Source organism: Pseudomonas sp. 13B_2.1_Bac1, from assembly GCF_025466155.1.
Lineage (GTDB): Bacteria > Pseudomonadota > Gammaproteobacteria > Pseudomonadales > Pseudomonadaceae > Aquipseudomonas > Aquipseudomonas aylmerensis.
The window spans coordinates 14,048-29,939 of record NZ_JANLOH010000095.1 but is presented as its reverse complement, the minus strand read 5'-3'; the positions used below and the strand labels follow the sequence as shown (position 1 = coordinate 29,939).

Here is a 15,892-nt window from a genome sequence, read left to right as displayed (position 1 = left end):
GTGCGGGGGTCAAGGCTTGGGCTTTTTCGGCGCCGCTGGCTTCTTCGCCGCCGGGGCTGCCGGCTTGCTCGCGGCCGGTGGCGCAGGCTTGGCCTTGGCCGGCGGTTTGGGCGCGGTCTTGGGTTTGGCCGAGGCCTTGGGCTTGCTCGGCGTCAGGGCTTCGGCTTCGGCAAGTTTGCGCGCCATCTCCCAATGACGTGCGTCCTCCCCATGGGGTTTGCCTTCAGATTCCCAGATCTGATGCGCCAGCTCGCGTATGCGTTTGTCTTCAGTACTCATCACAATGCTCCTCACAGAAAATTTTCAGCTTTCTTGATCATCAGGATTGATAAAGACATTGACCGGGAAATCCCCCAGGGCAGCGCTGATCAACAGCTCCTTGTCTGGTGTGACTGCGCCTGTATGAAAAAGTCCCTTCCAGTTTTGAGTTGGCGCGGCGAACGGTAATTTCACCCGTGTATCGCCCCAAACCTGCGCATTGATCTGGGGATGCACACCGTTTTCAAGCAGGTCAAACGGCCAGCGCGGCACCACCACCAACAGGTGGCGGCCCTGGTGTTCGCGGTGGAACGCGACCACCCGCCCGGCGTGTTGGCCGAGCACTTCCAGCGGCGTATAACTGCCTGCGCGGAACAGTCCGGGATCGGCCTTGCGCAAGGCCAGCGCCTGGGCAATCACGGCCTGCTTGATGCGCCCGTCTCGCCAGTTGAACAGCAGTTCGCCGGGGTCCGGTGGGGTATCCAGCGCGCGTTGCCGTGCGTTGAAATCCACCGGGCGACGGTTGTCCGGGTCCACCAGGCTGAAGTCCCAGAACTCGTCGCCCTGGTACAAGTCCGGCACACCCGGCACGGTGATGCGAAGCAAGGATTGCGCCAGGCCATTCACCGCACCGGCGGGGGCGATCACCTGGGCCGCGTTGCCGATTGCCGTGCGCAACGGACGGCCTTCCTCGCTCAGCAGCAGGCGTGACAGGAAAGCTTCGACGCCCTGTTCATAGGCTTCGTTGGGCGCGCTCCAGGCGCTCTGCAGCTTGGCTTCGCGCAAGGCTTTCTGTTGCCATTGCCACAAGCGCTGATGGTAATCCTCGAAGTCATCGGCCTGGTCCAGCGGCCAGCTGCCGAGCAGCACTTGGTAAAGAATCAACTCATCGCCGGCCGACGGCGCACTGGCGTCAGTGCGCAGCGGCGCGGCGAGCCTGCGCCACTGCTCGACCTGCTCGACGTACCACGCTGCGCACTCGCTGAGCACCGCCAGGCGCGCGCGGGTGTCTTCGCCACGTTTGTGGTCGTGTGTCGCCGTGGCCAACAGGTTATCGGGGAAGGTCTGCAGGCGTTGCTGGTTGACCGCATGAAACTCGGCCAGCGGCGCGCTGAATTGCTCGGTGCTGAAACCCACGTCATTGCGCGACAGCAGCACGCCCGAGCGATAGAACGCGGTGTCTTCCACGGCCTTGGCGGCCGCGGGCGACGTCAATTGCTGGAAGCGCACGCAGGCATGCTTGAGCATCTTGCGCTCGCGACCCACCGGGCGATGGCGCCAAGGCTGGCCGCCAAGCCATTTTTCCAGGTGTTCGAGCACCGGCCAGTCGCCTTCGCCGAGGGTGCTGCGGGCACCGTCCATGGCGCGCTGGAAGACTTTGTCGTCAGCCGCGCTGCGGCCCAGCGCGCTGATGTAGGTGCGGTACACCGGGAAGTGCACGATCAGCTCCTGCAAGGCACGGCGAATTGCACCGAGGGTCAGGTCGCGGGTCATCACATCGTCGCGCGCGACTTGCAGCAGCGCCCGCGCCACGCTTTCGAAATCACCCCCGAGGGAGCCATTGAGGATCTGCTGGCGCGCCAGTCGCGCCTCTTCGATAAACGCCGAGGGTCGTTCGCTGTGCTGCGTCCACAACGCGGCCAGCGGCGCAAAGCCCTCCGGGTGGTGTTGCAGCAGCGACAGCTGGTTCATGAATTCGTAGCCGGTGGTGCCGTCCACGCGCCAGTCTTCACGCAGGGTTTCGCCTTCGCCGAGAATCTTTTCGACAAAGATCGGCAGGTGCCGCTCCGGCGACAGCGAATCCACGCGCCGGCGCAGTTTGCGGCAATAGCCGCGAGGATCGGCGAGGCCGTCGATGTGGTCGATGCGCAAACCGTCCACCAGGCCTTCACTGATCAGCTCGAAGATCTTGCCGTGGGTGGCTTCGAACACGGCGCTGCGTTCGACGCGCAGGCCGCCGAGTTCGTTGACGTCGAAGAAGCGCCGCCAGTTGATGTCGTCCGCCGCGGTGCGCCAGCTGGCCAGGCGATAGGTCTGTTGCTCGAGCAGCTGGTGCAGGCGCTTGAAGCCTTCAGGCTGGCGCCCGTCGAACTCGGCCAGCCGGCTTTCGATGGCGGGCATCACTTCGGTGGCGCGCTCGGCCAGCGCCTGCTTGAGCCAGGCGGCTTCGGCGTAGGCGTCGTCCTGGTAGGCGAGGGCGCTGAAGCGGTCGGCCAGCGGTTTGAGCAATGGATCGTTGCCGAGGATCAACGCGTAGTCGCGTGGGCAGATCGGAAAGCGGTGTTGGTAATGCTCGACGTAGAACGCGCCATGGGCTGCATCGAAATGCAGGGTCAGGGTGCCGGTCTGCAAGGCTTCGCCGTAGTCGCTGCCGAGGAACGGCATCAACAATTGGCCCTTGAGCAGCGGGTCGGGGGAGTGCCATTGGATGTCGAAGAATTCGCTGTAGGGGCTCAGGCGCCCCCATTCCAGCAGGTCCAGCCACCAGGGGTTGTCGGCGCCGCCCACGGCCATGTGGTTGGAGACGATATCGAGGATCAGCCCCATACCGTGCTCACGCAAGGCCGCGACCAGACGGCGCAGCGCCGCTTCACCGCCAAGCTCGGGGTTGACGCTGGTCGGGTCGACCACGTCGTAGCCGTGCATGGAACCGGCACGCGCGCTGAGCAGCGGCGAGGCGTACAGGTGGCTGATGCCCAGTTGGGCGAAATACGGCACCAGAGGCACCGCATCATCGAGGGTGAAACCTTTATGGAATTGCAGGCGCTGGGTAGCGCGCAGGGGCAGTGCTTTCATCGGTCACGCTCATAGGCTTGGTTGCGCGCGACGGCCAGCAGTTCGAGGCGGCGGGCGGCGCCGGCATTGTCGAGCAGGCTGGAAGCCTCGCCCGCCAGGCGGCGGCGCCAATTGGGATGGGTATCGGTGGTGCCGGGCAGGTTGGCTTGTTCTTCAATGCCCAGCGCGTCCTCGAGCGGCAGCAGCACCAGCGGCGCACGGGTGTGGCCGAGGTAGCGCACGCTGGCGTCGATCATGTGGTCGGTTTCATTGCGAATTTCTTCGACGAAATTCTGCGGGTCCTGGCTCAAGGCCTGGCGCAGTGCCTGGCGTTCGCGCAGGCGGTGTTCGCTCCATTGCTCCACGGTGGGCGCATCGATCAGGCCGAGCTGGATATTCCAGTCGATATCGCGGCTGTGCCACCAGCCGTTGAGGGTCGGCAGGTCATGGGTGCTGGTGGTGGCCAGGGCGTTGTCCGGCCAGTCGAGGATCGGGTTGAACTGGCCATCGTGGCCTTGTTCGAACAGCAGCACGCGCATGCCGAGGATCGAGCGGCCGCTGAGTTTTTCGCGCAGGCCGTCGGGCACGGTGCCGAGGTCTTCGCCGAGGACGATAGCCTTGTGGCGGTGAGACTCCAGGGCCAGCAGCCGCAACAGGTCATCCACCGGGTAATACAGGTAGGCGCCTTCGCGCGGCGAGGCGTCCATGGGAATCACCCACAGGCGCTGCAGGCCCATCACATGGTCGATGCGCAAGCCGCCGGCGTGGGCGAAGTTGGCGCGCAGCATTTCGATGAATGCACGAAAACCGTTGCGCTTGAGGCCTTCGGGCGAAAACGCGGAAATCCCCCAGCCTTGGCCGGAGCGGTTGAGAATATCCGGCGGCGCGCCCACGGTCAGGTCGGCCAGCAGTTCATCCTGTCGGCTCCAGGCCTGGCTGCCGCCGCCATCAGCGCCAACCGCCAGGTCGGCGATCAGGCCGATGCCCATGCCGCTGCCTCGGGCGGCTTGCTGGGCACGTTCCAGGCAGCGCGCGATCAGCCATTGGGCAAAGGCGTAGTAGCCGATTTCCTCGCGGTTGGCTTCAGCGAACTGTACCAGTGCCGGGCTTTGCGGATTGCGCCATTCCTGCGGCCAGTGACGCCAGTCGAGGTCCTCGCCGGCGGCGGCACGCTGCGCCTGCACGGCTTCAAAGCGGCAGTGGTTCTCCAGCGCTTCGCCACCGGCCTGGCGGAAGCTGAGGAAGTCGGCCTGTTGCGGGTGCTGGCCGTGGCGGAAATCTTCATACAGCGCGCGCAGCAGGCGTTGCTTGGCATTGGCGGCGGCGGGCCAGTCGATCAGCGTGTGTTGCTCCAGCGTGTGCAGTTCATCTTCCAGGCCGAGCGCCTCGATGGCGCCGCGCACTTCGCGTTCGCCGAGGATGCAGGCCGGGGAGGCATACAAGCTGTTGAGGAACAGGCGACTGGAGGGCGAGTACGGGCTGTAGCGGCCGGTGTCGGCGCTGAACATCGCGTGCATCGGGCTGATCGCCAGGGCGTCCGCGCCACGTTCTGCGGCGGAGCGCGCCAGGTGCTCCAGGGCCAGGGTGTCGCCGAAACCACCATCCCCCAGGCGGCGCAGTGCGTACAACTGGGCACTCAGGCCCCAGGCGCGCGCGGGCTGGGTGTCCACCGCTTCGGCCACGCTGTAGCAGTGCGTGGGCGCGACGGCCAGGGTAAAGCTCTGGTCGTTGATATGCACCTGGTGATACCCCAGGGCGATCACGCCGGGCAGAACCGCGTTGCCGTCGAGGCGCAGCTCCAGGCTTTCGCCGCCTTCGAGGTTGACCCGGCACAGGGTATCGGGCTCGAAGTAACGTGCCAGGTCGAGGCCTTCGCCGGTGTCGATGGTCATCAAGGGGGGCAGGTGTTTGTCGTGTTGCACCTGCTCCAGTTCATGCAGGCTGGCGTCGATCTCGGCATCGGTGTCGGCCGGGTGGCCCAGGCCTTTGAGAACGGCGCGCAGGGCGTCGGGTTTCACTCGTTGCGGGCGGCCGTTTGCGTCGATCCAATCGACGGCCAGGCCCGCGCGGCTGGCGAGGATTTCCAGGTTCGCTTCGCTCAAGGGTGCTCTCCAACAGGGGATAGGGTCACGCGTGCGCTGTACGGCGGCAGTTGTGCGCCGTGCTCGGCAGGCGTTTGGAACAGAACGTGGGCGGCCGCCGGGTGATCCACCGCGGTGGTGCTCAGGTTCAGGTCGATCTGTAACAGGCTGCTGTTGCCCAGGCGCCAGCGCGCACTGACGGCGCCGTCGGCCAATACCTGCGCACCCAAGGCCACGGTGCCGGGTAGGTGCGGCACGATATGCGTGTGGCGCAGGTTCAACAGGTGCCGGTAGAGCTCGGCGTGGGGGTGATCGGCCAGCGCCGGGGAGGATTGCTTGAAAGTGGCCAGGGCGTTCGGGTCCGGGATGCGGTCACGACGCTCCGGGTCCTGGAAGGCGGCAAAGTCGGCGAATTCGCCGCGTCGGCCCTCACGCACCGCTTCGGCCAGTTCGCCGTGGTGATCGGTGAAAAACAGGAACGGCTCGCTGGCATTCACTTCGTCGCCCATGAACATCAGCGGGATCATCGGTGACAGCAGCAGCAGGGCGGTCGCCGCGTTGAGCGCCTGGGGCGGGCACAGCTGGTGCAGGCGCTCGCCCATCGCGCGGTTGCCGATCTGGTCGTGGTTCTGCAGGAAGGCTACAAAGGCGGTGGGCGGCAGATCGCCGCTGGGTTCACCGCGCTCATGGCCGTGGCGGGTGGTGTGGCCCTGGTAGACAAAACCCTCGCCCAGGCAACGCGCCAGTTGGGCGGTAGGTTCCTTGGCAAAGTCGCTGTAGTACGCATCGGTTTCGCCGGTCAGCAGTACGTGCAACACGTTATGAAAGTCATCATTCCATTGCGCGTCGAAATCCTGCTTGAGCAGGCTGGCCTGGTTGAGTTCGTTCTCCAGCACCAGCCACACATGCCGCCCGGTGTCGACCTGCTGGCGCACCCGCTGCGCGAGCTCCTGCAGGAAACCTGGGTTGTCGATGGCGTGCACGGCGTCCAGGCGCAGGCCGTCGAAGCGGTATTCCAGCAACCACATCAGCGCGTTGTCGAGGAAGAAATCGCGCACTTCACGGCGGTCGAAATCGATACCGGCGCCCCACGGCGTGTGCACGTCTTCCTGAAAGAACCCGGCCGCGTACTGGCCCAGGTAATTGCCATCGGGACCGAAGTGGTTGTAGACGACATCCAGGATCACCGCGAGGCCATGCTCGTGGGCGCAATCGACCAAGTGCTTGAGCTGTTCGGGGGTGCCGTAGGAGGACTGGGGCGCATACGGCAGCACGCCGTCATAGCCCCAGTTGCGTTCGCCGGGAAATTGCGCCAATGGCATCAACTCAATGGCGGTGACGCCCAGCTCGGCCAGGCGTGGCAGGTGTTTTTCGACCTCGGCATAGCCCCCCATCGCACCCACGTGCAGCTCGTAGATCACCGCTTCGTGCCAGGGGCGGCCTTGCCAGTGGCTGTGACGCCACGGGTAGGCGAGCGGGTCGACGACCACGCTCCAACCATGCACGTCCGCAGCCTGGGCCCTGGACGCGGGGTCGGGTACATCCATTTCTCCATCGATGTTGAAGCGGTAGCGGGTGCCGGCGGGGCACTTCACTTCTGTCTCGAACCATCCCTCTGCCTGCGGCAGCATGGCGATGGATTTGCCGTCTTCCAATTCAACGCTGACATAAAACGCGTCTGGCGCCCACAAGGCAAAACGCGTGTGTTGCGCGTCCAGCATGATTGCGCCGTGGGGCCAGGTTTCCAAAGTCCGTAACGGCATCTATGAAGACCTCCCTTGATTATTTAGTCGATTTCCCCAAGGCCTTGGCCACCAGTTGTTCATACAGTTCGGCGTAGGGTTCTACCGCCTGGCACCAGTTGAAGGGCTGGGTCATGGCGCGGCTGCGCATGGCGTTGAGCAGGCCCTTGTTGGCGAACACGCGGAACGCGCGGCTCAGCGCCTCTTCGTAGCTTTCTACCGTGGATTCATTGAACAGGAACCCGGTGACGCCATTCTCGATGGTGTCCGCCAGCCCGCCGGTGTTGCGTGCCACCGGCAGCGAGCCGAAGCGCTGGGCGTACATCTGGCTCAGGCCGCAGGGTTCGTAGCGTGAAGGCATCAGCAGGAAGTCGCTGCCGGCGAACATGCGGCGGGCGTCGGTTTCGTTGAAGCCGATACGCACGCCGACCTGCCCAGGGAAGCGCAGCGCCAATTCACGCATGGCTTGCTCTTCTTCGGGCTCGCCGCGACCGATGATCGCGATCTGGCCGCCGTTTTCGACGATAAAGCTCGACACGGCCTCGGTCAGGTCCAGGCCTTTCTGGTAGACCAGGCGCGAGACCACGGCGAACAGCGGGCCGGTGGAGTCATGCAGGCCGAACAATTCGCGCACATGGCCGGCGTTGATCGCCTTGCCTTCCCAGTCGCCAATGTTGAAGTTGTGGGTCAGGTGCGTGTCGGTGGAGGTTTCCCAGCTTTCATCAATGCCGTTTGGAATGCCACTGAGCAGGCCTTGCTGGGTCTTGGCGGCAAGGAAACCGTCGAGTCCGCAGCCGAATTCCGGGGTGGTGATTTCCTGGGCGTACGTCGCGCTCACGGTGGTGATATGGCTTGAGTAAGCCATGCCGGCCTTGAGGAACGACATCTTGCCGTAGAACTCCATGCCTTCCTGTTGCAGCGCGTGGGGTGGAATGCCCAGCTCCGGCGTCGAGGCCAGGCTGACCACACCCTGGTAGGCCAGGTTATGGATGGTGAACAGGGTCGGGGTGCGTGACCCACGCCAGTGCATATAGGCCGGGGCCAGGCCAGCGGGCCAGTCATGGGCGTGCACCAGGTCCGGGCACCAGTGGATCTGCGCCAGGTTGGCGGCCATGTCGGCGGCTGCCAGGCCCAGGCGGGCGAAGCGAATGTGGTTGTCGGGCCAGTCTCGGCCGTTATTGGCGCCGTAGGGCGTGCCTTCGCGCTCATAGAGCTCAGGGCAGATCAGTACATAGATAACCAGGCCGTCCTTGAGGTCCATGCGCCCGATCTTGCACGGTGGCAGCGCGGCATGGCCGCCCAGTTCACCAATGATATGGATCGGGTTGTCACTCTCCATTACCTGCGGGTAGCCGGGGATCAGCACGCGCACATCGTGCAGGTGCGCCATGGCACGGGGCAGGGCGGCAGACACGTCGCCCAGGCCGCCGGTCTTGACCAGGTCGGCGAATTCGGAGGTGACGAACAGGACTTTCTTGCGATTGGGATTATGACTCGGGACCGGCCGCACCGTGTTGAGGTCGACTAAAGCTGTCGACCCGCCAACTGGCTGACTAACACGCTCTCCTTGAATACTTGCAGCGGCACTGATCATAGTTCTCTCCACGTGTTGGTCGGCTAGTGGCCCGCTGCCACTAGCTCCGTTGACCGCATCCTGCGGCCAGGCGCACAAGCGCAATGACAAACTGGCAAGGCGTATGCCAGTTGCACGGTTAGCTCAAAAAGAATGGATAGACGGCATCTGGTGTGAACCGCTTGTGCGCGCCTTACCCTAAACCTGACCTATGGCAGAGTTGGAAAGTTTCGATTTTTTCGCGGGGTTTTTGTTTTGAAACGGACCCATCGGTCATCAGTCTAGGACAGATCCTAGAGCCTGTAGGGTTTGTGGGGGATTTTTGTAGGACAAAATACTTGTAACGATATGCAAAGCTGGGAAAACGGGGGTGGGGTTGGTGGGCGGGGTAGGCGGAGGTAGGGTTGCAGGGGGTGTGACGGTGAAGTGCTCCGATGTGGTGCGTGGGGTGCATCAGGTTGGGCGGGGGGGCAGGTTTTGGGGCTGCTGCGCAGCCCAACGCAGGGCAAGCCTGCTCACCACAGGGGAGCGGCTTGCTAAGGGGGAGGGGTTCCCTCATGAAGTGTGCTTGCTAAGGGGGGGACGGCTCCCTGATCAAGTGTGCTTGATAGGGGAGAATTGCTGCTCCCCCTTTCAGTTGAGCAGTCGGAGGGGGGCCTGATTGGCCCAGGCCTGGATGTCCTCGATCATCTGCTGGTAGAACTGCCGGTAGTTCTGCTCGCTGACATACCCCACGTGCGGTGTGGCCAGCACATTGTCCAGTTGGCGAAACGGATGGTCGGCGGGCAGCGGTTCTTCGCTGAACACATCCAGCGCGGCGCCGGCCAGTTGGCCGTTTTGCAGGGCCCGCACCAGTGCCTGCTCATCCACAATCGGACCGCGCGCGGTGTTCACCAGGCGTGCGCTGGGTTTCATCCAACCCAGCGCCTCGGCATCCACCAGGCCGCGGGTGCGGTCGCTGAGCACCAGGTGAATGGTGAGAATGTCGGCCTGTTCAAACAACTCGCGCTTGCTGACCCACGTCACGCCCGAGGCGGCTGCGCGTTCCGGCGTGAGGTTTTCACTCCAGGCAATCACGCGCATGCCGAACACCTGGGCGAACTGCGCGACTTTCTGGCCGATGCTGCCCAGCCCCAGGATCCCCAGGGTCTTGCCATACAGGTCGCCGCCCAGTCCCACCTGCCAGCCGCCCGCTCTCAGCGAGTTGGCTTCGGCCACCAGGTTGCGCGTGGAGGCCATGATCAGTGCCCAGGTCAGTTCCGGCGCGGCCTGCTTGTAGCTGTCGGTGCCACACACCTGGATGCCCAACGCCTTGGCCGCCGGGATGTCGATGGCCGCGTTGCGCATGCCGCCGGTCACCAGCAGTTTGAGTTGGGGCAAGCCCTGCAGCAGGGCCTTGTCGAAAGTGGTGCGCTCGCGCATCACGCAAATCACCTCGAACCCCTGCAGCCGCTCGATCAGGGTGGCGGTGTCCGCCGGGTAGTCATGCAGGAAATGCACCTGGCCTACCGACTCCAGCACCGACCAGTCCACCACGCCCCTGGCTACTTTCTGCCAATCATCAATGACTGCGATCTGTACCGACATTCACGCGTGCCTCGAAAAAGGTTGGATTAAAGGGCGTTCAAGCCCTGCAACAATGCTTTATTGAACTGTGCCGGTTCTTCCATTTGCGGTGCATGGCCCAGGCCCGGGAATTCCACCAGGGTGGAACGCGGGATCAGCTTGGCCACCTGCTTGCCGAGTACCGCGTAATTGCCGAGCTTGGCCTTCACCTCCGGCGGCGCCAGATCCTTGCCGATCGCGGTGTTGTCCGCGGTGCCGATCCACAGCAGGGTCGGCATCTGCAGGTCCTTGAACTCGTAGTAAACCGGCTGGGTGAAGATCATGTCGTAAATCAATGCCGAGTTCCATGCCACCTGGGTATGGCCCGGGCCTTTGTTGAGGCCGGCGAGCATATCCACCCAGCGGTCGTATTCGGGCTTCCAGCGCCCTACATAGTAGGTGTTGAGTTCGTACTTGCGAATGCCTTCGGCGCTGAGTTTAAGCTCGCGCTGGTACCACTGGTCGACGCTGCTGTAGGGCACGCCGAGGGCTTTCCAGTCTTCCAGGCCAATCGGGTTCACCAGCCCAAGCTGCTCGGTCTGGGCCGGATAGAGCAGGGCGTAGCGAGTGGCGAGCATGCCACCGGTGGAGTGGCCGATAATGGTCGCCTGGTGAATGCCGAGCTTTTCCAGGAGTTGATGGGTGTTTTGCGCCAGTTGCTGGAAGCTGTACTGATAGTGATCAGGCTTGCTGGAGGTGCAGAAGCCGATCTGGTCGGGCGCGATCACCCGGTAACCGGCCTCGCTCAAGGCCTTGATCGAGCCTTCCCAGGTAGCGCCGCAGAAGTTCTTGCCGTGCATCAGCACCACGCTGCGCCCGTTGGCCTTGCCGGTGGCGGGGATGTCCATGTAGCCCATCTGCAGGGACTTGCCCTGGGACTGGAAGTTGAAGTGCTCAAGGGGATAGGGGTACGCAAAGCCTTGCAGTTCAGGCCCGTAGGCGGGGCCTTCAGTGGCTGCGAACACCGGGGTGACACTGGCGGTGAGCAGGCCGGCAAGGCAAAAGGTGCGGATCAGAGGCATGGGCGGGGCTCCAGACAAGATGTCTCGGATGCTGTTGGGAGGCGATTAAGTGGGGATTAACACCCACTGCAAGGTCAGGGCTGCCAGCACCCCGTAACGCACGCCCTTGGCCAGGGTCACCAGCAGCAGGAAACGCCACAACGGCTCGCGCATCACCCCGGCGACCAGCGTCAGCGGGTCACCGATGATCGGTACCCAACTGAGCAGCAGTGTCCAGTGCCCCCAACGCTGGTAATGGTGCCGGGCTTTGGACAGTTGCGGGTCGCTGACCGGAAACCAGCGCCAGTGCTTGAAGCGCTCCACCCCGCGCCCGAGCAGCCAGTTCACCACCGACCCCAGCACATTGCCCAGTGTCGCGATCACCAGCAGCCACCACAGGCTGTAATGCCCGCTGAGCAGCAGGCCTACCAGCACGGCTTCGGATTGCAGGGGCAGCAGGGTCGCGGCGCCAAACGCGGCGAGAAACAGCCCCAGGTAACCGGCAAGCATCGGTCAGTGTGCCGGGTACTCGGCCACCACCACATCCTGGCCGTCGCGGGTCAGGCCGATGACCTGATACGCCTCGCTGCGACCTTCGACTTCCATGCCCGGCGAACCCATGGGCATGCCCGGTGCGGCGATTCCCAGCAGGTCGTTGCGCTTGCGCAGCGCCAGGACCTGCTCGGCGGGCACATGGCCTTCGACAAACTTGCCGTCGATCACGGCGGTGTGGCACGAGCCCAGGCGCGGCGCCACGCCAAGACGTTGCTTGACGTCACTCATATTGGCTTCGACATGGTCATTGACCTTGAAGCCGTTGCTTTCCAGGTGGCTGATCCACTTCTTGCAGCAACCGCAGTTGGCGTCGCGGTGTACGTCGATGGGGATCAGGTCGGCGGCCTGGGCCAGGGTGGTGGTGAACAGGGCCGACAGCAGGGCCAGGCGCAGAGTGGTTTTCATCAGGAGGCTCGCAAGCAGGAAGTGGCGATTGGGATGGCGGCGATCATGACGACGTCATCGCAGGCAAGCCAGCGCCCACCGGCGAGCAACCTTCGCGGTAATGTTTCAAAATTATACGAAGGGCGGGTTTTCCAGCCGATGCTTGAGTTGGTCCAGGGCAATCGCGGACAACTCGATCATGCGCTCATGCAGGGTGGCCAGCTGCAATTCGGTCTCATAGGTGAGCACGCGCTTGAACAGCGTGCCGCCGCGAAACGGCTGCAGGAAGTAGTGAATGGAGCCATCGACGGCGAGGGAGGTAAACACGGTCTTGAACTCGCCGGGGCGGCGGGCGATCTGTACGCGGTAACTCATGGGCACGCGCACGCCCAAGAGGTCGATCATTTCGGTAAAGCGCGTGCCGACGGGGAGTGAACCGGTGGTGCCGGTGTCAGCACTCAGGGATGTGGGGTGCCATTCGTGCCAGCGATCCGGCTGGGTCACATAGTCGTAGACGGCATCGATGGGGGCCTCGATAAAGCGTTCCTGACTGATCCGCTCCAAGCGGACTGACTGCTCTGCAGCGCGCATGGCACACCTCCTGTGTGGCTGTGAACTGTCAGAATAGTCCGACTCCCGCGCATTGCACGGGAGTATCCAGGCCATTTATCAGCTCACCTTGAAACGCCCCATCAAGGCAATCACGCGCCCATTGGCGTCCAGCAGCGTCTGCGTATTGGTTTGCGTGGCATGGCCGCTCTCCACCAGTTCCTCGACCATATGTCGGATCTGCACCATGCTGCGGTTGATCTCCTCGGTCACCGCGCTTTGCTGCTCGGCGGCCGTGGCGATCTGCGTGCTGAGGTTGTTGATATGGCTGACCGAGCCTGCCATCTCGTCCAGGCCGGTGTTGACCCGCGCGGTGGCATCCGCCGCCGATTGGCAACTGGCCTGGGTGTTTTCCATGGCCGCCACCGACGAACTCACCCCGGTAGTCAAACGCGCGAGCATTTCGTTGATCTGCGAGGTGCTGGCCTGGGTGCGCGCGGCCAGTGCTCGGACTTCGTCGGCGACCACGGCAAACCCCCGGCCTTGTTCGCCGGCCCGTGCCGCTTCGATTGCGGCGTTGAGCGCCAGCAGGTTGGTCTGGCCCGCAATCGCGCCGATTACGCCCAGGGTTTCGGTGATGCGCGCGGCGTCCTGGCGCATGTTCTCCACGGTGTGGGTGGCGCTGGCCACTTCGCCGATCAGGGCGCTGACACTGCTGGAGGCTTCGCCGACCACCACGCGGGAACGGTCGGCGTGTTCGTTGGCGCGTTGAGTGAACGAGGCGGTTTCTGCGGCGTTCTGCGCAACTGTGTCGGCGGTGGAACTCATCTCGGTGATGGCGGTGACGGTCTGGTCGGTCTCCGAGGCGTGGCGCACCAGGATCTGGTTGGTGTGCGCCGAGGTTTTCTGCAGTTGTTCAAGGCCCGACGACATGGCGCCGGTGGCCTGCGTGACCTCGCCGATCATGTTTTGCAGGTACACGATAAAGCGGTTGACCGAGTGGCCGATGGCGCCCAGTTCGTCTTCAGCGCGGATGGTGATGCGTCGCGTCAGGTCGGCGTCACCGGCGGACAATGCGTCAATATTGGCTTTCAGCGTGTTCATGCGTTGCACCAGTTGGCGGATCGCATAGGCCGCCAGCAGCACCAACAGCAGCACCATGGGGATTTGCACCAGGGCCAGGCTGCCGAGCACGTCGTCGCGCTGGGCGGTGATCAACGAGGTGGGCAGGGCGGTCGCCAGGAACCACGGCGTGCCTTCGATGGGGCGCATATAGAACGTGCTGGCCACGCCCTGGTTGTCGAACTCGCTGCGCTGCAAGGCCTGGTCACGGTGGGCCAGGGCTTTGCTGACCTGGGCGGCAAATGCCGAGGTGCCGGTGAGTTCGCTGATGTTCTTCAACACCACCGGGCCACTGAGGCGCGTGCTGTTGCTGATGATCTTGCCGTCGCCTTCGACGATCAGCATCTGCCCGCCGATGTCTTTTTCCTTGCTGGCCACCAGTGCGTTGAAAAAGCCCAGGGTCACGTCAATGGTGGCGACGCCATACGCCGCACCGTCCCGCTGGATCGCCATGGCGCAGTTGGTGCGCGGCTCCTGGCTGGCGTCGTCCTTGTAGGCGGCAGCCCAGGCACATTGGCCACGCGGCGCGGCGAGGCCGCCCTTGTACCAGCTCTGGTCGTAGTAATTGGGGGCAGGGTCGCTGTTCCAGAACGTGTTCACTACGAGCTTGCCCGACGCATCGCGGTGCCAGAACGTGCTGTGCTTGTTGCGCCCCGGCGTGCGCTGGTTGGGCAGCGGCCAGATGCCGCCGCCGAAGACTTTCAGCTCGCCGTACTGGTCCACCAGGCCGGGCAGGACCTTGTCGATGGCATCGCTGTCGAGCAGCACAATGGTCTGGGTGATGCTGCGTTGCTGGGCCTGGACCTTGTTCAGTTCGCCCTGGATCTGCTCGGCCACTTCACTGATGCGGTTGAGCACCACCTGTTCTTCGGTGTACTGCAGCTTCGGCGCAACCAACTGGCCGATACCCACGACCGTCAAGACCAATAACACCAGGACGAACAGCACCAGAAACAGGGTGTAGCGAGTTTGGATGGAGCGCAGTGGGGGCATGGGATTCGTCCTTACGAAGCGTTTATTGTCGACGCGGCTTTTTGGAGCTTCGTAGGGCTATCGGCTTGGCAGGGACGACCTTTAGGTACGATCGTACAAGAAAAAAGGGGGCGCCCTTTTCGGGCGCTCCACTGTCAGGCGTCAGATATCCAGCATCGCCATTACCGCCTCGGGATAACGCAGGCCGGCGGTGGCATCGGCCGGGAAGATCGCCTCCAGCGCGGTCAGCTCGCGGGTGCTGAGGGTCAGCGAGACGGCGGCGACGTTTTCTTCCAGGTACTTGCGCTGCTTGGTGCCGGGGATCGGCAGGATGAACTCGCCCTGTGCCAACACCCACGCCAGTGCCAGTTGCCCGGCCGTTACGCCTTTTTCGGCAGCGAGTGCCTGGACCTGTTGGACCAGCAGCAGGTTTTTCGCAAAGTTGTCGCCCTGGAAGCGCGGGCTGAAACGGCGGTAATCATCGGCAGCGAAATCATCCGGGCTTTTCAGCGCGCCGGTGAGAAACCCGCGGCCCAGTGGACTGTACGGCACAAAGGCGATGCCCAGGCGTTGGCAGGCAGCCAGGCAGCCGTTGAGTTCCTGATCGCGGCTCCACAGTGAATACTCGCTTTGCAGGGCACTGATGGGGTGCACACGATGAGCGCGCTCCAGTGTGGCGGCGGACGCTTCGCTCAGCCCCAGGTAACGCACCTTGCCCTGTGTGACCAGATCGGCCATGGCGCCGACGGTTTCTTCGATGGCGACGTAGGGGTCGATACGGTGCTGGTAGTACAAATCCAGGGTGTCGATGCCCAGCCGTTGCAGGGTGCCGTCGATAGCATTGCGAATGTATTCGGGCCGGCCATTAACCCCGCGCAATGCCGGATTCGCCGGGTCACGCACGATGCCGAACTTGCTCGCCAGGAACACCTGGTCGCGCTTGCCGGCGATGGCTTTGCCGATCAGTGCCTCATTGGTGTGCGGGCCGTAGATGTCGGCGGTATCGAGGAAGTTGATCCCCAGTTCCAGCGCGCGATGCAACGTGGCGACGGCCTCCTGCGTATCACTGCCGGTGGTGTAGAAATCCGTCATGCCCATGCAGCCGAGGCCGATGGCGGAGACGTGCGGGCCGTTTTTACCGAGTTGACGAGTGTGCATGGGTGCAGCTCCAGGGTGGGGAAGGGCTGCATTGTCATCCTCGACAAAACCTTGATAAACCGGCTAAAAGCACTATCACTATTCGTAATTTCTAAATAATCACCCAGGAGCCGGCCC

At 63.6% G+C, this 15,892-nt stretch carries 12 protein-coding genes; all 12 read right to left on the bottom strand.

Going from position 1 to position 15,892, the window contains the following annotated elements:
- Positions 1 to 9: 9 nt before the first annotated feature.
- The 12 genes from NTD80_RS23700 to NTD80_RS23645 all read right to left on the bottom strand — a co-directional run bounded on the left by NTD80_RS23700 (position 10) and on the right by NTD80_RS23645 (position 15,775).
- Positions 10 to 279, bottom strand: coding sequence for a DUF2934 domain-containing protein (locus tag NTD80_RS23700; RefSeq protein ID WP_065908120.1), 270 nt, complete (start codon positions 277 to 279; stop codon positions 10 to 12).
- A 24-nt stretch (positions 280 to 303) separates the two neighbouring features.
- The gene (locus NTD80_RS23695) at positions 304 to 3,054 is read right to left on the bottom strand and encodes a malto-oligosyltrehalose synthase (RefSeq protein WP_262135211.1); all 2,751 of its coding nucleotides are present in this window, start codon (positions 3,052 to 3,054) and stop codon (positions 304 to 306) included.
- Positions 3,051 to 5,135, bottom strand: coding sequence for a 4-alpha-glucanotransferase (gene malQ, locus NTD80_RS23690; protein ID WP_262135210.1), 2,085 nt, complete (start codon positions 5,133 to 5,135; stop codon positions 3,051 to 3,053). The genes NTD80_RS23695 and malQ overlap by 4 nt, the downstream gene beginning before the upstream one ends.
- Positions 5,132 to 6,877 carry a malto-oligosyltrehalose trehalohydrolase gene (gene treZ, locus NTD80_RS23685; RefSeq protein WP_262135209.1) on the bottom strand — a complete coding sequence of 582 codons (1,746 nt, stop codon included), beginning with the start codon at positions 6,875 to 6,877 and terminating at the stop codon, positions 5,132 to 5,134. The genes malQ and treZ overlap by 4 nt, the downstream gene beginning before the upstream one ends.
- A gap of 19 nt (positions 6,878 to 6,896) precedes the next feature.
- Complete coding sequence (gene glgA / locus NTD80_RS23680; RefSeq protein ID WP_065908128.1) at positions 6,897 to 8,450, bottom strand: glycogen synthase GlgA; 1,554 nt, start codon at positions 8,448 to 8,450, stop codon at positions 6,897 to 6,899.
- A gap of 612 nt (positions 8,451 to 9,062) precedes the next feature.
- Entirely contained in the window at positions 9,063 to 10,016 is a 954-nt protein-coding gene (locus tag NTD80_RS23675) for a D-2-hydroxyacid dehydrogenase family protein (RefSeq protein ID WP_262135208.1), read from the bottom strand.
- Positions 10,017 to 10,042: 26 nt separating this feature from the next.
- Entirely contained in the window at positions 10,043 to 11,056 is a 1,014-nt protein-coding gene (locus tag NTD80_RS23670) for an alpha/beta fold hydrolase (RefSeq protein WP_262135207.1), read from the bottom strand.
- 45 nt (positions 11,057 to 11,101) lie between these two features.
- Positions 11,102 to 11,545 carry a YqaA family protein gene (locus NTD80_RS23665; RefSeq protein WP_262135206.1) on the bottom strand — a complete coding sequence of 148 codons (444 nt, stop codon included), beginning with the start codon at positions 11,543 to 11,545 and terminating at the stop codon, positions 11,102 to 11,104.
- Between the two features lie 3 nt (positions 11,546 to 11,548).
- The gene (locus NTD80_RS23660; RefSeq protein WP_065908136.1) at positions 11,549 to 11,995 is read right to left on the bottom strand and encodes a DUF411 domain-containing protein; all 447 of its coding nucleotides are present in this window, start codon (positions 11,993 to 11,995) and stop codon (positions 11,549 to 11,551) included.
- A gap of 111 nt (positions 11,996 to 12,106) precedes the next feature.
- On the bottom strand, positions 12,107 to 12,565 hold the full coding sequence (locus tag NTD80_RS23655) for an SRPBCC family protein (protein ID WP_262135205.1): 459 nt from the start codon (positions 12,563 to 12,565) through the stop codon (positions 12,107 to 12,109).
- Positions 12,566 to 12,643: 78 nt separating this feature from the next.
- Positions 12,644 to 14,638, bottom strand: a complete 1,995-nt coding sequence (locus NTD80_RS23650; protein ID WP_262135204.1) for a methyl-accepting chemotaxis protein — start codon at positions 14,636 to 14,638, stop codon at positions 12,644 to 12,646.
- 141 nt (positions 14,639 to 14,779) lie between these two features.
- Positions 14,780 to 15,775 (bottom strand): aldo/keto reductase, encoded by a 996-nt coding sequence (locus NTD80_RS23645; RefSeq protein ID WP_262135203.1) that lies wholly within the window; start codon positions 15,773 to 15,775, stop codon positions 14,780 to 14,782.
- Between the last annotated feature and the right edge of the window lie 117 nt (positions 15,776 to 15,892).